The organism is Variovorax raffinosi, from assembly GCF_051216615.1.
GTDB lineage: Bacteria > Pseudomonadota > Gammaproteobacteria > Burkholderiales > Burkholderiaceae_C > Variovorax.
In genome coordinates this window covers 1-17,219 of the sequence record NZ_JBPJZR010000015.1, presented here as the reverse complement: position 1 = coordinate 17,219, position 17,219 = coordinate 1, and the positions used below count along the sequence as shown (strand labels likewise).

Annotated in this window: 12 protein-coding genes and 2 pseudogenes; 11 read left to right on the top strand and 3 right to left on the bottom strand. The window is 67.6% G+C overall.

The window, feature by feature from the left end; translation table 11 throughout:
• Nucleotides 1-123: 123 nt before the first annotated feature.
• The gene (locus ACSFB7_RS31860) at nucleotides 124-1,035 is read left to right on the top strand and encodes an alpha/beta fold hydrolase (protein ID WP_435476343.1); all 912 of its coding nucleotides are present in this window, start codon (nucleotides 124-126) and stop codon (nucleotides 1,033-1,035) included.
• A 22-nt stretch (nucleotides 1,036-1,057) separates the two neighbouring features.
• Here ACSFB7_RS31860 and pdxR read toward each other — a convergent pair whose 3' ends face one another.
• Nucleotides 1,058-2,539, bottom strand: a complete 1,482-nt coding sequence (gene pdxR / locus ACSFB7_RS31855; RefSeq protein ID WP_435476342.1) for a MocR-like pyridoxine biosynthesis transcription factor PdxR — start codon at nucleotides 2,537-2,539, stop codon at nucleotides 1,058-1,060.
• 83 nt (nucleotides 2,540-2,622) lie between these two features.
• Between pdxR and ACSFB7_RS31850 the strand changes: the two genes are divergently transcribed.
• On the top strand, nucleotides 2,623-4,365 hold the full coding sequence (locus ACSFB7_RS31850; RefSeq protein ID WP_435476341.1) for an NAD(P)H dependent flavin oxidoreductase family protein: 1,743 nt from the start codon (nucleotides 2,623-2,625) through the stop codon (nucleotides 4,363-4,365).
• A gap of 75 nt (nucleotides 4,366-4,440) precedes the next feature.
• Here ACSFB7_RS31850 and ACSFB7_RS31845 read toward each other — a convergent pair whose 3' ends face one another.
• A complete protein-coding gene (locus ACSFB7_RS31845; protein WP_435476340.1) occupies nucleotides 4,441-4,764 on the bottom strand; it encodes a DUF2645 family protein in 324 nt (107 codons plus the stop codon).
• A 518-nt stretch (nucleotides 4,765-5,282) separates the two neighbouring features.
• Nucleotides 5,283-5,582, bottom strand: a complete 300-nt coding sequence (locus ACSFB7_RS31840) for an STN domain-containing protein (protein ID WP_435476339.1) — start codon at nucleotides 5,580-5,582, stop codon at nucleotides 5,283-5,285.
• Nucleotides 5,583-5,930: 348 nt separating this feature from the next.
• Between ACSFB7_RS31840 and ACSFB7_RS31835 the strand changes: the two genes are divergently transcribed.
• From ACSFB7_RS31835 to ACSFB7_RS31795, 9 genes and pseudogenes are all read left to right on the top strand, one after another.
• A complete protein-coding gene (locus tag ACSFB7_RS31835) occupies nucleotides 5,931-6,455 on the top strand; it encodes an RNA polymerase sigma factor (protein ID WP_435476338.1) in 525 nt (174 codons plus the stop codon).
• Nucleotides 6,452-7,489 (top strand): FecR family protein, encoded by a 1,038-nt coding sequence (locus ACSFB7_RS31830; protein WP_435476337.1) that lies wholly within the window; start codon nucleotides 6,452-6,454, stop codon nucleotides 7,487-7,489. The genes ACSFB7_RS31835 and ACSFB7_RS31830 overlap by 4 nt, the downstream gene beginning before the upstream one ends.
• Nucleotides 7,490-7,559: 70 nt before the next feature.
• Nucleotides 7,560-10,106: a TonB-dependent receptor gene (locus ACSFB7_RS31825; RefSeq protein ID WP_435476336.1), complete on the top strand. Its 2,547-nt coding sequence runs from the start codon at nucleotides 7,560-7,562 to the stop codon at nucleotides 10,104-10,106.
• A 1-nt stretch (nucleotide 10,107) separates the two neighbouring features.
• Entirely contained in the window at nucleotides 10,108-11,532 is a 1,425-nt protein-coding gene (locus ACSFB7_RS31820) for an MFS transporter (protein WP_435476335.1), read from the top strand.
• 42 nt (nucleotides 11,533-11,574) lie between these two features.
• Nucleotides 11,575-13,257, top strand: coding sequence for a serine hydrolase domain-containing protein (locus ACSFB7_RS31815; protein WP_435476334.1), 1,683 nt, complete (start codon nucleotides 11,575-11,577; stop codon nucleotides 13,255-13,257).
• Nucleotides 13,254-14,693: pseudogene (locus ACSFB7_RS31810) on the top strand (M81 family metallopeptidase); the annotation flags it as partial. The gene ACSFB7_RS31815 and the pseudogene ACSFB7_RS31810, both read left to right, overlap by 4 nt.
• 51 nt (nucleotides 14,694-14,744) lie before the next feature.
• Nucleotides 14,745-15,638 carry an alpha/beta fold hydrolase gene (locus ACSFB7_RS31805; RefSeq protein WP_435476454.1) on the top strand — a complete coding sequence of 298 codons (894 nt, stop codon included), beginning with the start codon at nucleotides 14,745-14,747 and terminating at the stop codon, nucleotides 15,636-15,638.
• Entirely contained in the window at nucleotides 15,635-16,837 is a 1,203-nt protein-coding gene (locus tag ACSFB7_RS31800; RefSeq protein ID WP_435476332.1) for an alanine racemase, read from the top strand. Before ACSFB7_RS31805 ends, ACSFB7_RS31800 begins: the two co-directional genes overlap by 4 nt.
• Before the next feature lie 46 nt (nucleotides 16,838-16,883).
• A pseudogene (locus ACSFB7_RS31795) lies at nucleotides 16,884-17,219 on the top strand (MotA/TolQ/ExbB proton channel family protein); the annotation flags it as partial.

The following is a 17,219-nucleotide window of genomic DNA, read 5'->3' as shown; positions in this document are numbered from 1 at the left end:
GCCCATACGCCGGGCGTCTGCCGGCGTATCTCTTTCGTCTTGGACGCTGCGCCAGCACTTTCCTAGAGTTGTTTCGTGCCGCCTCGACGCGGCGCGCTTCCAGAGACAACCTACAGGAACACCATGTCTGCACTAGATGACGCCATGCGCGAAGCCGCCGCCTCCGGCATTCAATTCGATCGCGTTCCGGCCAACGGTTTGCGCATGCACTTCGCCCACGTCGGAAAGGGCGAGCCGCTGGTCCTGCTGCATGGGTGGCCCGAGTTCTGGATGGTCTACCGGCCGCTGATGGAGTTGCTCAAAGACCGCTACGAGCTGATCGTTCCGGACCTGCGCGGCTGCGGCTTCACCGGCAAGCCCAGTCCCTTGCCGGACCGCAATGCAGGCGCCGAGACGCATGCCGACGACATCGCGGCATTCACGCAGCAACTGGGTTTGAAAAAATTCGGGATGGTCGGCGGCGACCTCGGTGCCTACGTGCTGCAGGCGTTCAGCCACAAGTACGGCGAGCGGCTGAAGGGCGCGTTCTATTTCTGCACGCCGTACCCGGGGCTCGGTGCGCGGTACGCCGAGCCCGACCATCTGATCGAGGTCTGGTACCAGTATTTCCAGCAACTGCCGTGGGCAGCGAGCCTGGTCGGCGCATCGCGCGAAAGCTGCAAGCTCTACATGTCGCATTTCCTCGATCACTGGTCCGGCGACAACCCGGCCGTGTTCAGCGACATGCTGGAGATTTATGCGGACATGTTCATGCGCAACGACAACATCCAGGGCGGCTTCGACTGGTATGTCAGCTCGGCCGAAAACCGCATCAAGTGGCTGAAGGGCACGCTTGCCGAGCCACCGAAGATCACCGTGCCTTCGCGCTTCCTGTGGGGAAAGCGCGATCCGCTGATCAAGCCCGAGTGGGCCGACAGGCTGGGTGAGTACTTCGACGACTTCAGCATCGACTTTGCCGACGCGGGGCATTTCGTGCACCGCGAAGTGCCCGAAGTCTGCGCGCGCGAGATCGATGCTTTCTTTAGCAAGCGATGAAGGCAACGCGAGGCGCGCTGCTTCAGAAGCGGGAGATCAGCTCGCCCAGCTGTCCCATGTATCGGCGCAAGGCCTCGTCGTCCAGCGCCGCGTAGCCGATCACCAGCCCGGGCGGCAGGACCGCCCGTTTGCAGAAATCCGAGACGGCCTGAAAGCGCAGCCCGTGTTCAGCCGCCGCCTCTTGCAACGCGGCCACGTCGGTCCCCGGCGGCGGCCACCACACCAGATGAAAGCCTGAATGCTCCCCGGTGACGTACAGCCGTTCGGCACCGAGCGCATCGCGCAGGGCCTGCAGCACGATGTCCCGGCGTTGCGCATAGGCCAGGCGTGCACGGCGCACATGCCGCGCAAAGGCGCCGCTCTCTAAAAAATTCGCCAGGGCCATTTGCTCGATCACGCCGGTGGAGCGCCCGGAGATGTGTCGGGCCTTGCGGAATTCGGGCACGAGTTTTTCGGGCAGCACGGCATAGCCGATGCGCAACCCGGCGAACATCGTCTTGTTGAAGCTGCCGCAATGAATGACGCGGTCGGCCGCGTCCAGGCTCTTCAGTGCGGGCAGCGGTGCGCTGTCGTAGCTGAACTCGCTGTCGTAGTCGTCTTCGATCAGCCAGCAGTCCGCTTCTTCGGCCCACGCCAGCAGCGCCAGGCGCCGCGAGACCGGCATCATGACGCCGGTGGGCGCCTGGTGCGCGGGCGTGACGTGCACGAGCCGCACACCGGCGCGGTGGCGTGCATGGTCCACCGAAAAACCGTGCGCATCGATCGGCACGTGAATGACCTCGCGCGCATGCCGGCTGAATATCGGGGCCGCATGAAGGTAGCCTGGGTCTTCCACCATGGCCTTGTCTTCGGGCGAGAGCAGGAGCCGCGCGCACATCTCCAGTCCCTGGCGAATGCCCGAGAGCACGACGATCTGCTCCGCGTTGCAGGAGATGCCGCGCGCAACGCCCAGGTAGCTGGCGATCTGCGTGCGCAGCGCGCCGAGCCCGAGGGGTTCGTAGTCGCCCAGTTGTTCGGCCGTGATACGCCGCGTGGCCGCCTGCAGCGCCTTGCGCCACTGGTCGATCGGAAAGAGCGCGGGGTCGGCAATGCGGGCCACGAAGGGCTCGCCGGCCGCGCTGGCGATGAGCGGTGCCACATCATCGATGCCGGACGCGCGGCGTCGCGGTGAATCGCTCGCGCGTGCGCCGGCATCGAAGAACTGATCGGGCACCTTCGCCGCGACATGGGTGCCCGAGCCCGCCGTGCTGACCAGGTAGCCCTCGCTGCGCAACTGGTCGTAGGCCAGGTCGACGGTGGCGCGCGACACCTGCCAGCGCTCGGCCAGGTGCCGGGTGGAGGGCAGCCGCGCGCCCTTGGCCAGCACCCCTTCGAGGATGCGGGCGCGGATCTGGCGATAGATCCACACCTGCTTCAGCTCGCCTTCCTGCAGCGGCTCCGCCGCGAGGTCGAGGCTCGACAGCGTGCGGCGTGACTGCGAGGCGCGAGAAAGTGGCCTGGTCATATTTGCAGATATGGCTCTATGGATGAGGCCGCATTCTAGGTAAGTTCCGTCTTCGGAAAAGACCAACCACGAGATTCCCACGCATGCCAGATTCGCCCATCCACTTTTGCACCGTCACACCGGACGGCCCCCGGTTTCCGCTCGGCGCCGCGGGCAGCATCCTCGACTCGGCGCTGGCCGAAGGTGTCGCCGTGCCGTTCTCCTGCAAGCGCGGCGAATGCGGTTCCTGCCGCGCGCAGGTGCTCGAAGGCGGCTTTGAGCGCATCGCCGCGCCGTCCGAGGCCGCCTACCAGGTGGCCGATGACGAGCTGCTGATGTGCCAATGCCGCGCCACCAGCGACCTGAGCCTGCGCTTTGCGCATTGGCGCAGTCCAGCCCGTCCGGCGGCCCGCTACGGCGCGAAGATCGTTGCGCTCGATGCACTGGCACCCGGCGTGACGCGGCTGGTGATCGAGGTGCAGAGCGCCCAGCGCTTTCAGTGCGAGCCCGGGCAGCATGCGCAGCTGCTGCTGGACAACGGCGAGCGCCGCAGCTTCTCCATCGCGAACCTGCCGGCGCAGACCGGCGACGCGAACCAGCTGGAGTTTCATATCCGGCGGATTCCGGGCGGCGCATTCACCGACCACGGGCTCGCGCAACTCCAGCCGGGCGATCTGCTGGAACTCGACGGGCCTTACGGCGCCTGCACCTGGCAGGCACCTCCTGACCCGGTCGAGCACTTGGTGCTGCTGGCCACGGGCACGGGCTTCGCTGGCATCAGCGCCATCCTGACCACTGCATTGGCCGGCGCTGCGTTCCGTACCGTCAGTTTGTACTGGGGGGTGGGCCGAGAGGAGGACTGCTATGCATCCGACTTGCTCGACGAACTGCAGGATGCCCATGCCTGCTTCCATTGGACGCGGGTGGTGTCCACGGCGCGTGCTTCAGACACCGAGGGAACCGAGGCCGAAGTGCCACGGCACGTGCAGGAAGCAGCACTCGCAGCGGGCCACGACTGGCAACGCACCATGGTCTACGCCTGCGGCAACCCCGCCATGGTTCGTGGCGCGCGCGAAGTGCTGACGGCGGCGGGCCTGCCGAAGGACCGCTTCCAATCCGAAGCATTCCTGCCGGCCTCACAGGCGGCGCAGGGCAAGGCGCCGTACATCGTGCGCCATCCCTGGGAGAAGGTGGGTGCGGCTTTTTCGCTCGACGGCATCCTCGATGCGCGCAGGCGCTCCATGGAGGCATTGCCGCAGATCGCGGCGCTGATGGTGCCCGGCATGACCACCGGCGAGGCCATCGCCATCGCGGACAACCACCTGCGCGCGATGGGCGCCGCCTACAACTGGCATCCCACCTACGTGCGCTTCGGCCCCGACACGCAATGCACGTCCCGCCAGCCGGTGGACCGGCACCGGAAGCTGCGCGCGGACGACCTGTTCACCATCGACCTGGGCCCCGTCTGGGACGGCTACGAGGGCGACTACGGCGACACCTTCGTGATGGGCGACGACCCCGACCATCGACGCTGCACCCAGGCCGCGCGGGACATCTTCGAGCAGGCCCAACTGGCATGGGCGCAGGGCCTGAGCGGCAGCGCGCTCTACGACTTCGCGGAAGGGCTGGCGCGTGAACACGGCTGCTCGCTCGTGCGCGAGACGGCCGGGCACCGCGTCTCGGATTTTCCGCATGCGCTCTACGGCAAGCACCGCCTGGCCGAGGCCGATTTCATGCCGGCCGATGGAATCTGGGTGCTGGAAGTGCAGGTGCGGGACCTGGAGCGGCCCATTGGTGCGTTCTTTGAAGATGTGCTTTTGCGCGCGGCCGATGGGGTCAGCGCCTGAGGGCGTCTGCGACGGCTCTCAGTGAGCGATCTGCCCTATGAAGAAAACCGCCCTGATCTTGCTGCGCACAAAAATTCAGCACAAAGGGTAGTAAATAAAGAAGCGCCACGCCCAAATGGCCAGCAGCGCAAAGGCAATCCAAAGGGAGTAGTGAATCTTGTGTTGCCGAACGGACAGCAGGACGCCAAATATAAAAAGAGGTACTAAAAAAAGCAGGGAAAGAGATCTGGGGTTGATGCCGTCGTCGAGAGGCAATCCGCAAAAACTCAGCCCTTCGGTATGTGCGCTCGGCTCGTCCAGCATCCATTCAAATTTGTTCATCGGAATCATGAGCATCAGGCCAAGACACAGGGAGGCATAGGCCGATGCCACGGCCGCACCTATTTTTTCAACGATCAAAATTTCTCCAGTAGCGCGGAAACATGGTCACGGTACTCCAGCATCCCGCGGCCGTACTCAGAGAAATTTCTGCCCTGAGCGCCTTGGGTGAGTCTTATGGAGTTCGTGATATCAATCGAGGGACGTTCTATCCCTCTGATGTATTGGCTGTTCTTTCTGGGAAGAGAGTTTGTGCGATGGAAGGATGGATGCTTTGGGCGGGTTTCAGGTTGACGTGGTGTCTCCCGCCGTCCTTTCCATCTTCCTCGCCAATCACTCTTCAGAAGCCGATTGCATGCTAGGGCCGCGATGGAAAAAGTGGTGCCAAACTTGCCAGCACTTTTTCACGCTTACGCTGCCAAGCTTTGGATTTGAAAATCCGCCTCGCACAAGTCCTGTGCAGTCCAGGCGACAGGACTTTTCCATTGAGGCGTGCGTCTGCACGCGTCGGGCACCAAGGCGCTCAAAACGCTCAACGGCATCCCTGTTGCAGCCTCACGCCGGCATGAACCGCTACAACACGGGCGCCTGCCAGAACCTCAAGGCTTCCTGTCCGTCACAACCGGAATGGCCACAGGCTTCGCGGCAGGCGCCGCGATGAGCACCATGGCCCCGTCCTGCCCGCGGCGGATATGCAGGCGGGTGCCGTCCAGCAACTTGTCCAGCGCCGCATCGGGCGCGATCTTTCCCTTCACGCCGCGTGTCGACAGGTCCTTGACGTCTTCCATCTTGTAGATGAGCTGCACGCCGGACTGTGCGATGAAGGCGTCGAGCGCGGGCCTGAGTTCGCCGCTGCGAACATCGAAATCCCGGGTATTGGCGAAGGACAGGCCGGTCATCAGTACGCATCCGAGCGCGATGGCAGCGCGCCGGCCTGCTCCCTTGTGGAGGAGGGGGGTCTGCCTCCGGAATCGATTCATGTAGGTGTATTTCCAGCGAGATGGTTTTTCTTGTTACCCCCATGAGACGAGTGCGGCAGCGCTTTCCGGTAACGGGGTGCCCCATTTCAGTGCCGCCTAGAATTTCGTGGTGCTCCTCACCGTGCGTTACCGGAAATCTTCTGGCCGTTCGTCTCAGTGTCTGTCGCCAATCCCGGCGACGAGCCGCCACCCCATCCGGCCATTCCCAGGAGCGCTTTTTTGGTTCTCAGTGATTTGGACAACTGGTTCGTCAGGGAAGTGCTGCCCATGGAGGCCGCACTCACGCGGTTTCTTCGCCGCAACTGGCGCGACGACGCCGAAATACCTGACTTGCGTCAGGACGTCTACATGCGCATCTATGAGTCAGCGGCCAAGGCCGTGCCCGAGCTGGTGAAGCCCTTCGTCTTCGCCACGGCGCGCAACCTGCTGATCGACCGCGCGCGGCGGGCGCAGATCGTGTCGATCGAGATCATTGCCGACCTCGATGCGCTCGACTTTTCCGCCGACGAACTCACGCCCGAGCGCCATGCCTCGGGCCGCGGCGAGCTGCGGCTGCTGCAGACGGCGCTCGATGCCCTGCCTTCCAAGTGCCGCCGCGTCGTGGAGATGCGCAAGATCGAAGGCCTGTCGCAGCGCGAGGTGGCCACGCAACTGGGCATCACCGAAGACACGGTCGAGCGGCAGGTGTCGCGCGGCGTGAGGGCGCTGGCGGACGCGCTGCTTTCCGATGGCGTGCAGCTGGACACCAAGGCCTTCGGCCGGGCGCAGAACGAAAAGAGGCTTTCGACATGACAGAAGCCGAACGCATTGAATCCGCCGCCGCCGACTGGCTGGCGCGCCGCGACAGCGGCGCATGGACCGAGGCCGACGAGCAGAAGCTGGAGGCCTGGATCGCCGAGTCGATCGCGCACCGCGTGGCGTGGCTGCGGCTTGCCAGCGTCTGGCAGCGCAGCGACCGGCTGGGCGTTTTGCGCGCGCCGCCACCGCTGACGGGTGCGGCCACGGCCAAGCCGGCGCCCATTCCCATCCGCATTCCTCTGCCCGAAGCCGCGCCCGCATCCGCGCCGCGGGCGGCACCGGCGTACCGGCTGCCGCGCTTTTCCACGCAACGCATCGCGGCCGGCATGCTGGTCGTGGCCGCTGCCTGCAGTTGGCTGGGCTGGCGCTACACGCAGGACTGGAAGGGCGAGCACTACGCCACGGCCGTGGGCGCGCGCCAATCGGTGGCGCTGTCCGACGGCTCCGTGCTCACGCTGAACACCGCCACGCATGTGCGTGCCGTGGTGAACGGCAACAGCCGCAAGGTGTGGCTGGAAGACGGCGAGGCTTATTTCGACATTGCGCACGACAAGGCCCACCCCTTCGTCGTCATCGCCGGCGACCGCCGCATCACCGTGCTGGGCACGCGCTTCCTGGTGCGGCGCCAGGGCGACCAGGTGAACGTGACGGTGGAAGAAGGGCGCGTGCAGATCGCGTCCGCCCAAGGCGCGAAGGAAGTGGCGCCGACCGTGCTCACGCGCAACCAGGGGGCGGTTGCCAGTGCCGGCAGCGTGCTGGTGATGTCGAAGGCGCCCAAGCAGATCGACGACGAACTGAGCTGGCGCCAGGGCCGGCTCGTGTTCGACCAGACCTCGCTGGGCGAGGCGGCCGCGCAGTTCAATCGCTACAACACGCGCAAGCTGGTGATTGCCGATCCGGCCATCGCGCGCATCCGCATCGGCGGCAGCTTCGATGCCAACAACATGAGCGGTTTCGTGGCCTTGCTCAAGCAGGGCTTCGGCCTCGCGGCGCAGGACAGCGGCAACGAAATAAGAATTTCAAACTAGGTTATTACCGGAATGTGACCGGGCATTCGTCTCAGTGGATACCAAAACAAATACCACTCTGGAGACACCCATGAATCGAATCGAGCAAGGCCTCGGCCAGCCCTCCAAGAAGAAGCAGAAGAAGAAGAAGAAACGCGCATCGGTGGTGCTGCCGGTGGCGATTCGCCACTGGGTCATCGGCGGCACGTGGGCGCTGATGAGCGGCCTGCCCGTGCTGGCGCATGCGCAGGCGCAAGTGCAGGCGCAGCAGGTCGTCTTCGACGTCGGCGCAGGCGACCTGAAGACCGCGCTCGATGCGTACATCGCGCAGGGCGGCGTGCAGCTGCTCTACAAGGTCGACGACGTGAAGGGCATGGCCACGCGCGGCGTGAAGGGCGCGCTGTCGCCGCAGGAGGCGCTGTCGCGCATTCTGGAAGGCACGCCGCTGCTCACGCGCCGCGGCGACGACGGCGCGATCGTGATCTACGCCGGCGCGCCGGTGGCCGTCGCGCCCAGGCCGGCGAACGATGAGCTGCAGTCGCTCGACAGCGTCACCGTCACCGCCACGCGCCGCCGCGAGCCGCTGCGCGAAGTGCCGATGCAGGTGAATGTGATGAAGGCCGAGACGCTGGAACGCGCCGGCGCCAAGAACCTGTCGGACTACGTGGCCGAGCAGCCGGGCGTGAGCCTCACGAGCAGCGGCAGCGTGGGCGGCATTCTGACCATGCGCGGGCTGACCACCGGCCCGGTGCAGGGCATCGCCACCGTCGGCGTGTATGTGGACGACGTGGCCACGGGCCTGAGCTCGTCGGGCGCGCTCGCCGGCTTCACGCCGCTGGACATGGGCATGCTCGACCTGAACCACATCGAGGTGCTGCGCGGCCCGCAGGGCACGCTGTACGGCGCCGGCGCCATGAGCGGCGTGCTCAAGTACGTGACCAACCAGCCCGACACGATGGAGTTCGCGGGCTCGGTGAAATTCGGCACCACGTGGACCCAGGGCGGCGGCCAGGGCTACTCGAGCAACGTGGTGCTCAATGTGCCGATCAAGGAAGACGTGGCGGCGGTGCGCATCGCCGCCTTCACCGACCGGGTCGGCGGCAGCTACAACGCCGTCGGTCCCGCATGGGGCAGCAACATCGATCGCGGCCACACCGACGGCGGCCGGGTCTCGCTGCTGCTGACGCCCACGAAGGAACTCACGGTGCGCCTGACGGGCATGGTGCAGGACGTGAATCGCCAGGGCCTGGGCTTCGAAGACATCGACAAGCGGACCCTTCGCCCGTGGGGGCTGGAGCGCACGCGCCAGTTGTCCGGCCACGAGCCCTACCGCAACCGCTCGCAACTGTTCGGCCTGGACGTGGAGTACGACTTCGGCTGGGCACGCCTGAACTCGATCACCTCCGCGCAGGACGTGAAGATCAACAACTCCGCCGACCTCACGGCCCTGTACGGGCCGTCACTGACCGCGATGCGCCTGTCGGCTTCTTCGGTGCCGCTGGCCAGCACGGTGGAGCAGCACCGCGTCAGCCAGGAGTTTCGACTGACCTCGCGCTCGGGCACCACCATCGAGTGGCTGGCCGGCATCTACCTGAACCGCGAACGCGGCAGCAACGACGGCACCCTCAGTGCGAACCTGAACGGCGGCCTGGGCAACAAGACCTTCCTGAACTCGACGCAGTCTTCTCGCTACCAAGAGGAGGCCATCTATGGCGACGTCACCTGGAACGTGACGCCCGCGCTGTCGTTCACCGGCGGCGTGCGGCTGGCGCGCAACAAGCAGAGCTACAACACCAAGCAGTCCGGCACGCTGGTCGGCCCGGTCGATTCCAACGCCGTCGGCACCTCGTCGGAAAGCCCCACCACCTACCTGGCCGCGGCCAAGTACACGCTGTCGGAAACCAGCAACGTGTACTTCCGCGCGGCGAGCGGCTACCGTCCCGGCGGCCCGAACGCGCTGAAGGCCGACACCGACCGCAACATCGTGCAGCCGATGTTCAAGTCCGACTCGCTGTGGAGCTACGAGCTGGGCTACAAGGCCGACTTGCTGGACCGCAAGCTGTCGCTGGAGGCCGCGCTCTACGACATCGAATGGCGCGACGTGCAGCAGCCCACCAAGAACGGCGGCTTCGTGTTCGTCACCAACGCCGGTGGCGCCCGCATCAAGGGCGGCGAACTCACGCTCAACTGGAAGCCCAGCAAGGAGTGGCGCTTCACCGCCAACGCCGCGCTCATCGATGCACGCCTGACCGAGGACGCCAAGGGCCTGGACGCCAAGGCCGGCACCCGCCTGCCGCAGACGCCACGCTTTGCGACCACGCTGGGCGTGACGCGCAACTTCAGCATCGCCGAGCACCCGGCGTACGTCGGCATCAGCGCACGCTACACCGGCAAGCGCGATGCGGGCTACGCCGGCAGCGCGGTCATTCCGAGCATCAAGATGCCGGCCTACACGCTGGTCGACCTGCAGGCGGGCATCGACTTCCCGCGCTTCAGCGTCTCGGCCTATGTGCGCAACCTGGCCAACAAGCGCGGCTTCCTGTCGATCGAAACCGGCCTGTCGGCGAACCCGAACCTGGTGCAGGCGGCGCTGGCGCCCTCGCGCACCATCGGCCTGAACGTCAACGTTCCGTTCTGAGATGTCGAGCGTCAATCCGCTGGCGGCCGCGTTGCCGCCGGACGCGGCGAGCCCCGCCGCGCAGGAAACGGCACGCAAGGCACCGTCCAGCGCCTGGTACGCGCTGGCGGTGCTGGTCATCGCGACGGTGCTGGGTTCGATCGACAAGGTCATCCTCACGCTGCTGACGGAGCCGATGCGCATCACGCTGTCGCTCTCCGACACGCAACTGGGCCTGCTGCAGGGCGCGGGCATCGTGCTGTTCACCGGCATCGCCACGCTGCCCTTGGGGTGGCTGAGCGACCGCTATGACCGGCGCGTGGTGCTGGCCGCCTGCGTGGTGCTGTGGAGCGCCGCCACCGCCATGCGCGGCACCGCCATGGACTACGGCGTGCTGTTCATCGCCTCCATCGGCCTGGGCGTGGGCGAAGCGGGCCTGGGCCCCATCACCAACAGCATGATTCCCGACCTGTTCCCGCGCGCGCAGCGGGTGCTGGCCAACGCGGTGTTCGCGCTGTCGGCCATCTTCGGCAGCGCGCTCGGCGCCTTGCTCGGCGGCACCGTCGTGCACCTGACCGACGACCTGCGGCACTGGCTGCCCGCGTCGATGCAGCACCTGGAGCCGTGGCGGCTGACCTTCTTCGTGATGGCGTCGGCGGGCCTGCCGGTGGCGCTGCTGGTGCTGTCGATCCGTCGGACGCGGCGCGGGGGCACGGAGCCCGTTTCTTCAGCCGCTTCGGTGACACACCATGCGGCACCCGCAGCGAGCCAAACCGACGCGGACGACGCGGCCAGCACCGTCAGCTTTCGCGACCACATCCGCCTGCACTGGCGCACCTTCGCGGGCCTGGTCGTCGGCGCGGGCCTGGCAAGCATCGGCATGAGCTCGATCGGCACCTGGCTGCCGATCATGGCGGCGCGCCAATACGGCGTCACGCCGGCACAGATGGGGCAAGGCATGGGGATCGCCTTTCTCTGCGGCACGGTGATCGGCGGCCTGCTGGGCGTGGCGGCGATGCGCTACGTGCAGCCCCGCATGGGCCCGGCCGCCGCGCTGCGCATCATCATGCTGGGCAACCTCACGGCCGCGCTGCTGTCGTCGCTGCTGCTGTTCACGCGTTCGGCGACCGACGCGTTCACCTTGCTGGCGCTGCTGGTCATTCCGCTCATCAGCGGCGCGGTGCTGCTGCCCAACGTGCTGCAGGACGCGGCGCCGCCGCACCTGCGCGCCCGCACCATCGCACTGCTCTCCGTGGCCGGCCTGCCGTTCGGCGTGCTGGGCCCGCTGGTGGTCGGCATGTTGTCGGACGCGCTCAAGTCGGTGCCCAACGGACTGGCGGTGGCCATCGTCGCCACGACGCTGATCGGCGGCGTCATGGGCGCCATGGTGCTGCGCATCACCGAAGGCCCGTTCGTGCGCCTCATGCGCGCGGCGCGGCCCACCTGATCTTTCCCTCGTTCATCTCCCTCCCTCTTTCGTTGTCCTTTCATGTCACAACAACCTTCGCCCCCTTTACCTGACGCCGCTGCCGCCGAGGCGGCCGCGCTGGCCGCCATCGACGCGCTGGTGGCGCCCTTCAACCGCGGCGATGCGCCCGGCATGGTGCTCGGCATTGCACGCCACGGCCGCCTGCTGTACCGGCGCGCCGTCGGCATGGCCAGCCTGGAAATGGGCGTGGCCAACACGCCGACCACGCGCATGCGCATCGCATCGACGAGCAAGCACTTCACCGCACTGGCCGTGCTGCTGCTGGCCGAAGACGGCCTGCTCGACGTCGAGGACGCCCTGCACAAGCACCTGCCCGAAATGCCGGTGCTCAGCGCCAACGGCCCCACGCTGCGCCACCTGCTGACGCACACGAGCGGCTGGCGCGGCCACGACGAGCTGTGGGCCATTGCGCACGGCCTCACCTTCACCGAGCCTGGCCCGGGGCTGCCCGCCATGGCGCGCCAGAGCGAGCTGAACTTCGAGCCCGGCACGCAGATGGTCTACAGCAACGGCGGCTACCACCTGCTGGCGAAGATCGTCGAGCGCGTGAGCGGACAGAGCTTCAACGACTTCCTGAAGGCCCGCATCTTCGGGCCGCTCGGCATGCCCGACACCGCCTCGGTGGCGACCGACCACGAGGTGGTGCCCGGCCTGGCCGGCCTGTACATGCCCACGTCCGGCGGCGGATGGCAACGCGGCGTGTACCCGTGCGAACTCGACGGCGGCGGCTCGCTGGTGTCGACGCTGGACGACATGCTGCGCTGGCTCGCGCACATGCGCGGCAGCGAGAAGACCGTGGGCAGCGCCAAAAGCTGGGCGCTGCTGAGCGAACCCACCACGCTGTCTTCAGGCTCGAAGGTGACCTACGGCTACGGGCTGGCGCGCCACCCTTACCGCGGGGTCGAGATCATTCATCACGCGGGCGCGGTGCTCGGTGCGCAGTCGCAGATGATCAGCGTGCCGGCCCACGGGCTGGACATCATCGTCATGGCGAACGGCGCCGCGGTGAATCCGTCGGCGCTGGCCCTGCAGGCGATCGAGCTGCTGCTGCCCGACGCGCTCGCGCCGCGTGAAGTGCGCCCGCTGGCCAGCGACTTCCCCGCGCTCGTCGGCCAGCGCTACCACGCACCGTCCACCGGCAGCGTGCTCGGCTTTTCGGACGCCGGCGGCAAGCTCGCCATGTCGTGGCAGGCCTCGGGTCCGCAACTGATGCACCACGGCGAAGGCAAGCTGTGGCTGGGCCTGCAGGACCTGCCGATCAACGACCTCGTGATCGACGCCAGCGACATCGATCCGCAACGCACGCCCGACACGCTGGTGCTGCATGAAGGCGGCCTGCCGCGCCGCTTCGAGCGCCTGCCCGCAACCGCGCCCGATGCCGCGTCGCTGGCCGAACAGCTCTGTGGCGACTACACCAGCGCCGACCTCGACGCCACCGCGCGGATGACGCTGGTCGACGGCACGCTGCTGCTCACGGTGCAAGGCCGCCACGGCCAGCACGTGTGCGCGCTCACGCCGCTGTCGGCCGACGTGATGGTGCTCACCTCCGCCAATCCGGTGCTGGCCCGCATGGGCAAGTCGGTTCTCAACGTGGAGCGCAAGGCAGGCCGGGTCGTGGGACTGCGGCTGGACACCTTGCGCACCCGAAACATTCACCTTGCCCGCGAGGAGTCACGCGCATGAAGTTCTTCACCACCCTGTTCGCCACCGAAACCAACACCTTCGTCTCCGCCCCCACCGGCTGGGGCAGCTACAACGAATACGGCATCTTCCGCGGCGACTCCAGCACGCGCGACGCGAGCGGCTACGGCATGTTCGCGGTGGAAGTGCGCAAGCAACTGGCCGCCGAAGGCCACGAGATGGTCGAGAGCCTGCTGGCCTTCGCGCAGCCGCTGGGGCGCACCGTGCGCCCGGTGTACGAGAGCCTGCGCGACGAGATCCTGGCCGACCTGCGCGACGCCGGCCCAGTCGATGGCGTGATCCTGGTGCTGCACGGCGCCATGGTGGCCGACGGCTACGACGATTGCGAAGGCGACCTGATCGCGCGCGTGCGCGCACTGGTCGGCCCGAAGGTGACCATCGGCGTGTCGCTCGACCTGCACTGCCACTTCACGCAGCAGATGCTGGACGAAGCGGACGCGATCATTTGCTACAAGGAATATCCGCACACCGACGCGCTCGACCGCCTGCAGGAGCTGGTGCGCATCGTGGTGGACACCGCGCAGGGCCGCGTGCGGCCGGTAACCGCCGTGCACGACTGCCGCATGGTGGGCAAGTGGCACACCACGCGCGAACCCATGGCCGGCTTCGTGCGCCGCATGCAGGCCTGCGAGAAGCTGCCGGGCGTGCTCTCGGTGTCGCTGGGCCATGGCTTCCCGTGGGCCGACGTGCCCGAGTCCGGCGCCAAGCTGTGGGTGGTGACGGACAACGACCCCGTGCTGGCCGCGAAGCTGGCCGATGAACTGGGCCGCGAGTTCTGGGACCTGCGCCATCAGACCGGCGTGCCTTCGCTCCCTCTGGACGAGACGCTCGACCGGGCCATGGCCACGCCGGGCGGCCCGGTGGTCATTGCCGACACGGCCGACAACGCCGGCGGCGGCGCCACCAGCGACAGCACCTTCGTGCTGCGCGCGATCGTCGAGCGCGGTATCGCCGACGTGGCCTTCGGCGGCGTCTGGGACCTGGGCGCGGTGCAGCTTTGCCGCGACGCGGGCGTCGGCGCCAGCTTCGAGCTGCGGCTGGGCGGCAAGTGCGGCCCGGCCTCGGGCGACCCCATCGACCTGCACGTGACCGTCAAGGCCGTGAACGACGCGCACACGCAGCGCGGCCTGGCCGTGGGCAACCACACGCCCATGGGCCCCTGCGTGTGGGTGCAGGCGGCGAACGGCGTGGACATCGTGCTCATCAGCAAGCGCAACCAGGTCATCGGGACCGATCTCTTCACCGGCCTGGGCATCGACCTGGCGGCCAAGAAGCTGGTGGTGGTGAAGTCGGCGCAGCACTTTCATGCGGAGTTCGGCCCGATCGCCAAGTCGGTGCTTTATGTGTCGACGCCGGCTGCGCTGAGCACCGACTTCGCCAACCTGCCGTACCGCGTGCGCGACCTCGACTACTGGCCGCGCGTGGAAGAACCCCGACGCGGCAGCAAGCCCGTAGGCGAATCGCGGCAGATGCCCGCGCCCGGCGAGCTGTACACCGTCGACGGCCGCAAGATGCACCTGCAGCGCAGCGGCCCCGCGCCGGCCAATGCGCAGCAGCCCACGCTGGTGATTGAAGCCGGCGGCGGTTGCGCCTCGCCGATCTACGCGCGCCTGCAGCAGGTGCTGTCGGCGAAATACCCGGTCATCAGCTACGACCGCGCGGGCATGGGCTGGAGCGAGGCCGACGACGCGCCCTTCGACGGCAAGCGCAACGCGCAGCAACTGCACGGCCTGCTGGCCGCGGCCGAGGTCACCGGTCCGATCGTGCTGATCGGCCATTCGCTCGGCGGCCTGCTCAACCGCATCTACACCGGCCTGTACCCCGAACAGGTGGCCGGTGCCGTCATGCTCGACGCCAGCCACTGGGACCAGTTCGAGCTGTTCAAGGGCCTGCCGCCGGAACACCTGGCGGCCGAGCGCAACAAGCGCGCCGAGTACCAGGCCGGTGGCCCGCCGCCGCCGGAGTTTGCGCCGGCGCAGGCCATCTTTGCCGACATGCCGCATGTGCTGCGGCAGATGGCCGCGAACTACACGCCGCAATCCATCGACACGATGGTCAAGGAAGTCGTGGCGCTTCCGCACGTCGCCCGGCAGGCCGGTGCGTCGCCCGACCTGGGCGCGCGTCCGCTCGTGGTGCTGTCGGCCACGGTCATGCAGAAGCTGCCGCCCGGTGCCGAGGAAGGCGCCGAAGTGCAGCGGCGCTGGCCCGAGTACCAAGAGGCGTATGCGGCGCTGTCGACGCGAAGCCGCCTGCACCCCGTTGCAGGTGCCGAGCACATGACGCTGGTGCTGCTGCCGCCCTTCGTGAACCGCATCGCCGAAGAAGTCGACTGGATCATGGCGGAGCTTGGATGCACCCGATGACGCAACTCGCGCACACGGCGTTGGGCGAACTCACCACGCCGGCACTGCTGCTCGACAGCACGGTTCTCGAACGCAACTGCGAGGCGATGGCGCAACGCGCGGCGCGGCACGGCGTGGCACTGCGTCCGCACCTGAAGACCTCCAAGTCGGCCGAGGTGGCGCGCCTGGCCACTCGCGGGCACAGCGGTGCCATCACCGTGTCCACCGTGGCCGAGGCCGATTACTTCGCGCGCTACGATTTCCTGGACCTGACCTACGCGGTGGGCATCAGCGCCGGCAAGATCGATGCGCTGCATCGCATCCAGCGCGTGCACGGTGCCCGCGTGACCCTGCTCGCGGACTGCATCGAAGCGGTGCAGGCAGCGGCCGCGCGTGCGCGGGCCATCGGCGCGAGCTTCGGCCTGCTGATCGAGATCGACACCGGCGGCGGCCGGGGCGGCGTTGCGCCCGACGATGAAGAAGCACTGCTCGCCCTCGCGGCCGAAGTGCAGCGCAGCGGATCGCTGACGCTGGCCGGCGTGCTGACCCACGCCGGCCACAGCTACCACGCCGAAGGGCTGGATTCGATCCGCGCCATCGCCGAAGCCGAGCGCGCCGGCGCGGTGCGCGCGGCCGAGTGCCTGCGCGCGGCCGGCTTCACGGTGGACGTCGTCAGCGTGGGCGCCACGCCGACGGCGGTGTGCGCCGAGCGGCTGGACGGTGTGACCGAGATGCGCCCCGGCGTCTACACCTTCTTCGACCTCGACCAGGCCGCGCGCGGCATCTGCGGCATCGAGGACATCGCGCTGTCGGTGCTGGCCACCGTGATCGGCCACAACCCGCGTTCGCGCCGCGTGCTCATCGATGCCGGCGCGCTCGCGTTGTCGAAGGATGAATCGGCCGCCGAGTTTCGGGGTGGCCTGGGCTTCGGGCTGGTGTGTCGCGCGGACGGCACGACGCCGCTGCCCGGATTGCGCGTGGCCGAGCTGCACCAGGAGCACGGCCTGATTGCCTGCGAAGGCGATGGCGATGGCGATGGCGATGGCGACGATGACCTGCGGGCCATGTTCGACGCACTGCCGATCGGCAGCCGCGTGCGCATTCTTCCGCACCACGCCTGCATGACCGCGGCCCCCTACGACCGCTACCACGTGGTGCGCGGCACCGGCGCGAGCGTGCACGCCGTATGGGGCAAGGCCCTCGGCTGGCGTGCGGCCTGACGGGCGCTTCGAGTCGCCCCTGTTTTGTTTTTTGGAGACCCTCATGATGAAGACCTTTTTCGCGAAGCTGATGGCCGTGGCCGCTCCGCTCGTCCTGGCGCTGTCCCTGACCGCCGCGCCGCACGCCGCCAACGCCCAGGCCACGCCGGAGCCCGCGCCCGCCGTTGCACCCGCCGCCACCGCACCGGCAGCGGACCCGTCGGCTGGCAGCGTCGCGGCCCCGGCACCCACGGCGCCGGCCGCTGTGCCGGCTGCAGCAGCAGCCGCCGCGACAACCAAGGTCGACAACCCCTACGGCATCGGCGCCCTGTGGGCGCAGAGTGACCTGGTCGCCAAGGCCGTGCTGGCCATCCTGGCGATCATGTCGATGGGCAGCTGGTAC

Bases quoted from the DNA above. Each gene is read 5' to 3' on its own strand.
- ACSFB7_RS31800 (WP_435476332.1), top strand. From the start codon at position 15,635: ATGACGCAACTCGCGCACACGGCGTTGGGCGAACTCACCACGCCGGCA.
- ACSFB7_RS31850 (WP_435476341.1), top strand. From the start codon at position 2,623: ATGCCAGATTCGCCCATCCACTTTTGCACCGTCACACCGGACGGCCCC.
- ACSFB7_RS31840 (WP_435476339.1), bottom strand. From the start codon at position 5,582: ATGACCGGCCTGTCCTTCGCCAATACCCGGGATTTCGATGTTCGCAGC.
- ACSFB7_RS31815 (WP_435476334.1), top strand. From the start codon at position 11,575: ATGTCACAACAACCTTCGCCCCCTTTACCTGACGCCGCTGCCGCCGAG.
- pdxR (WP_435476342.1), bottom strand. From the start codon at position 2,539: ATGACCAGGCCACTTTCTCGCGCCTCGCAGTCACGCCGCACGCTGTCG.
- ACSFB7_RS31860 (WP_435476343.1), top strand. From the start codon at position 124: ATGTCTGCACTAGATGACGCCATGCGCGAAGCCGCCGCCTCCGGCATT.
- ACSFB7_RS31825 (WP_435476336.1), top strand. From the start codon at position 7,560: ATGAATCGAATCGAGCAAGGCCTCGGCCAGCCCTCCAAGAAGAAGCAG.
- ACSFB7_RS31820 (WP_435476335.1), top strand. From the start codon at position 10,108: ATGTCGAGCGTCAATCCGCTGGCGGCCGCGTTGCCGCCGGACGCGGCG.
- ACSFB7_RS31830 (WP_435476337.1), top strand. From the start codon at position 6,452: ATGACAGAAGCCGAACGCATTGAATCCGCCGCCGCCGACTGGCTGGCG.
- ACSFB7_RS31835 (WP_435476338.1), top strand. From the start codon at position 5,931: ATGGAGGCCGCACTCACGCGGTTTCTTCGCCGCAACTGGCGCGACGAC.
- ACSFB7_RS31805 (WP_435476454.1), top strand. From the start codon at position 14,745: ATGCCCGCGCCCGGCGAGCTGTACACCGTCGACGGCCGCAAGATGCAC.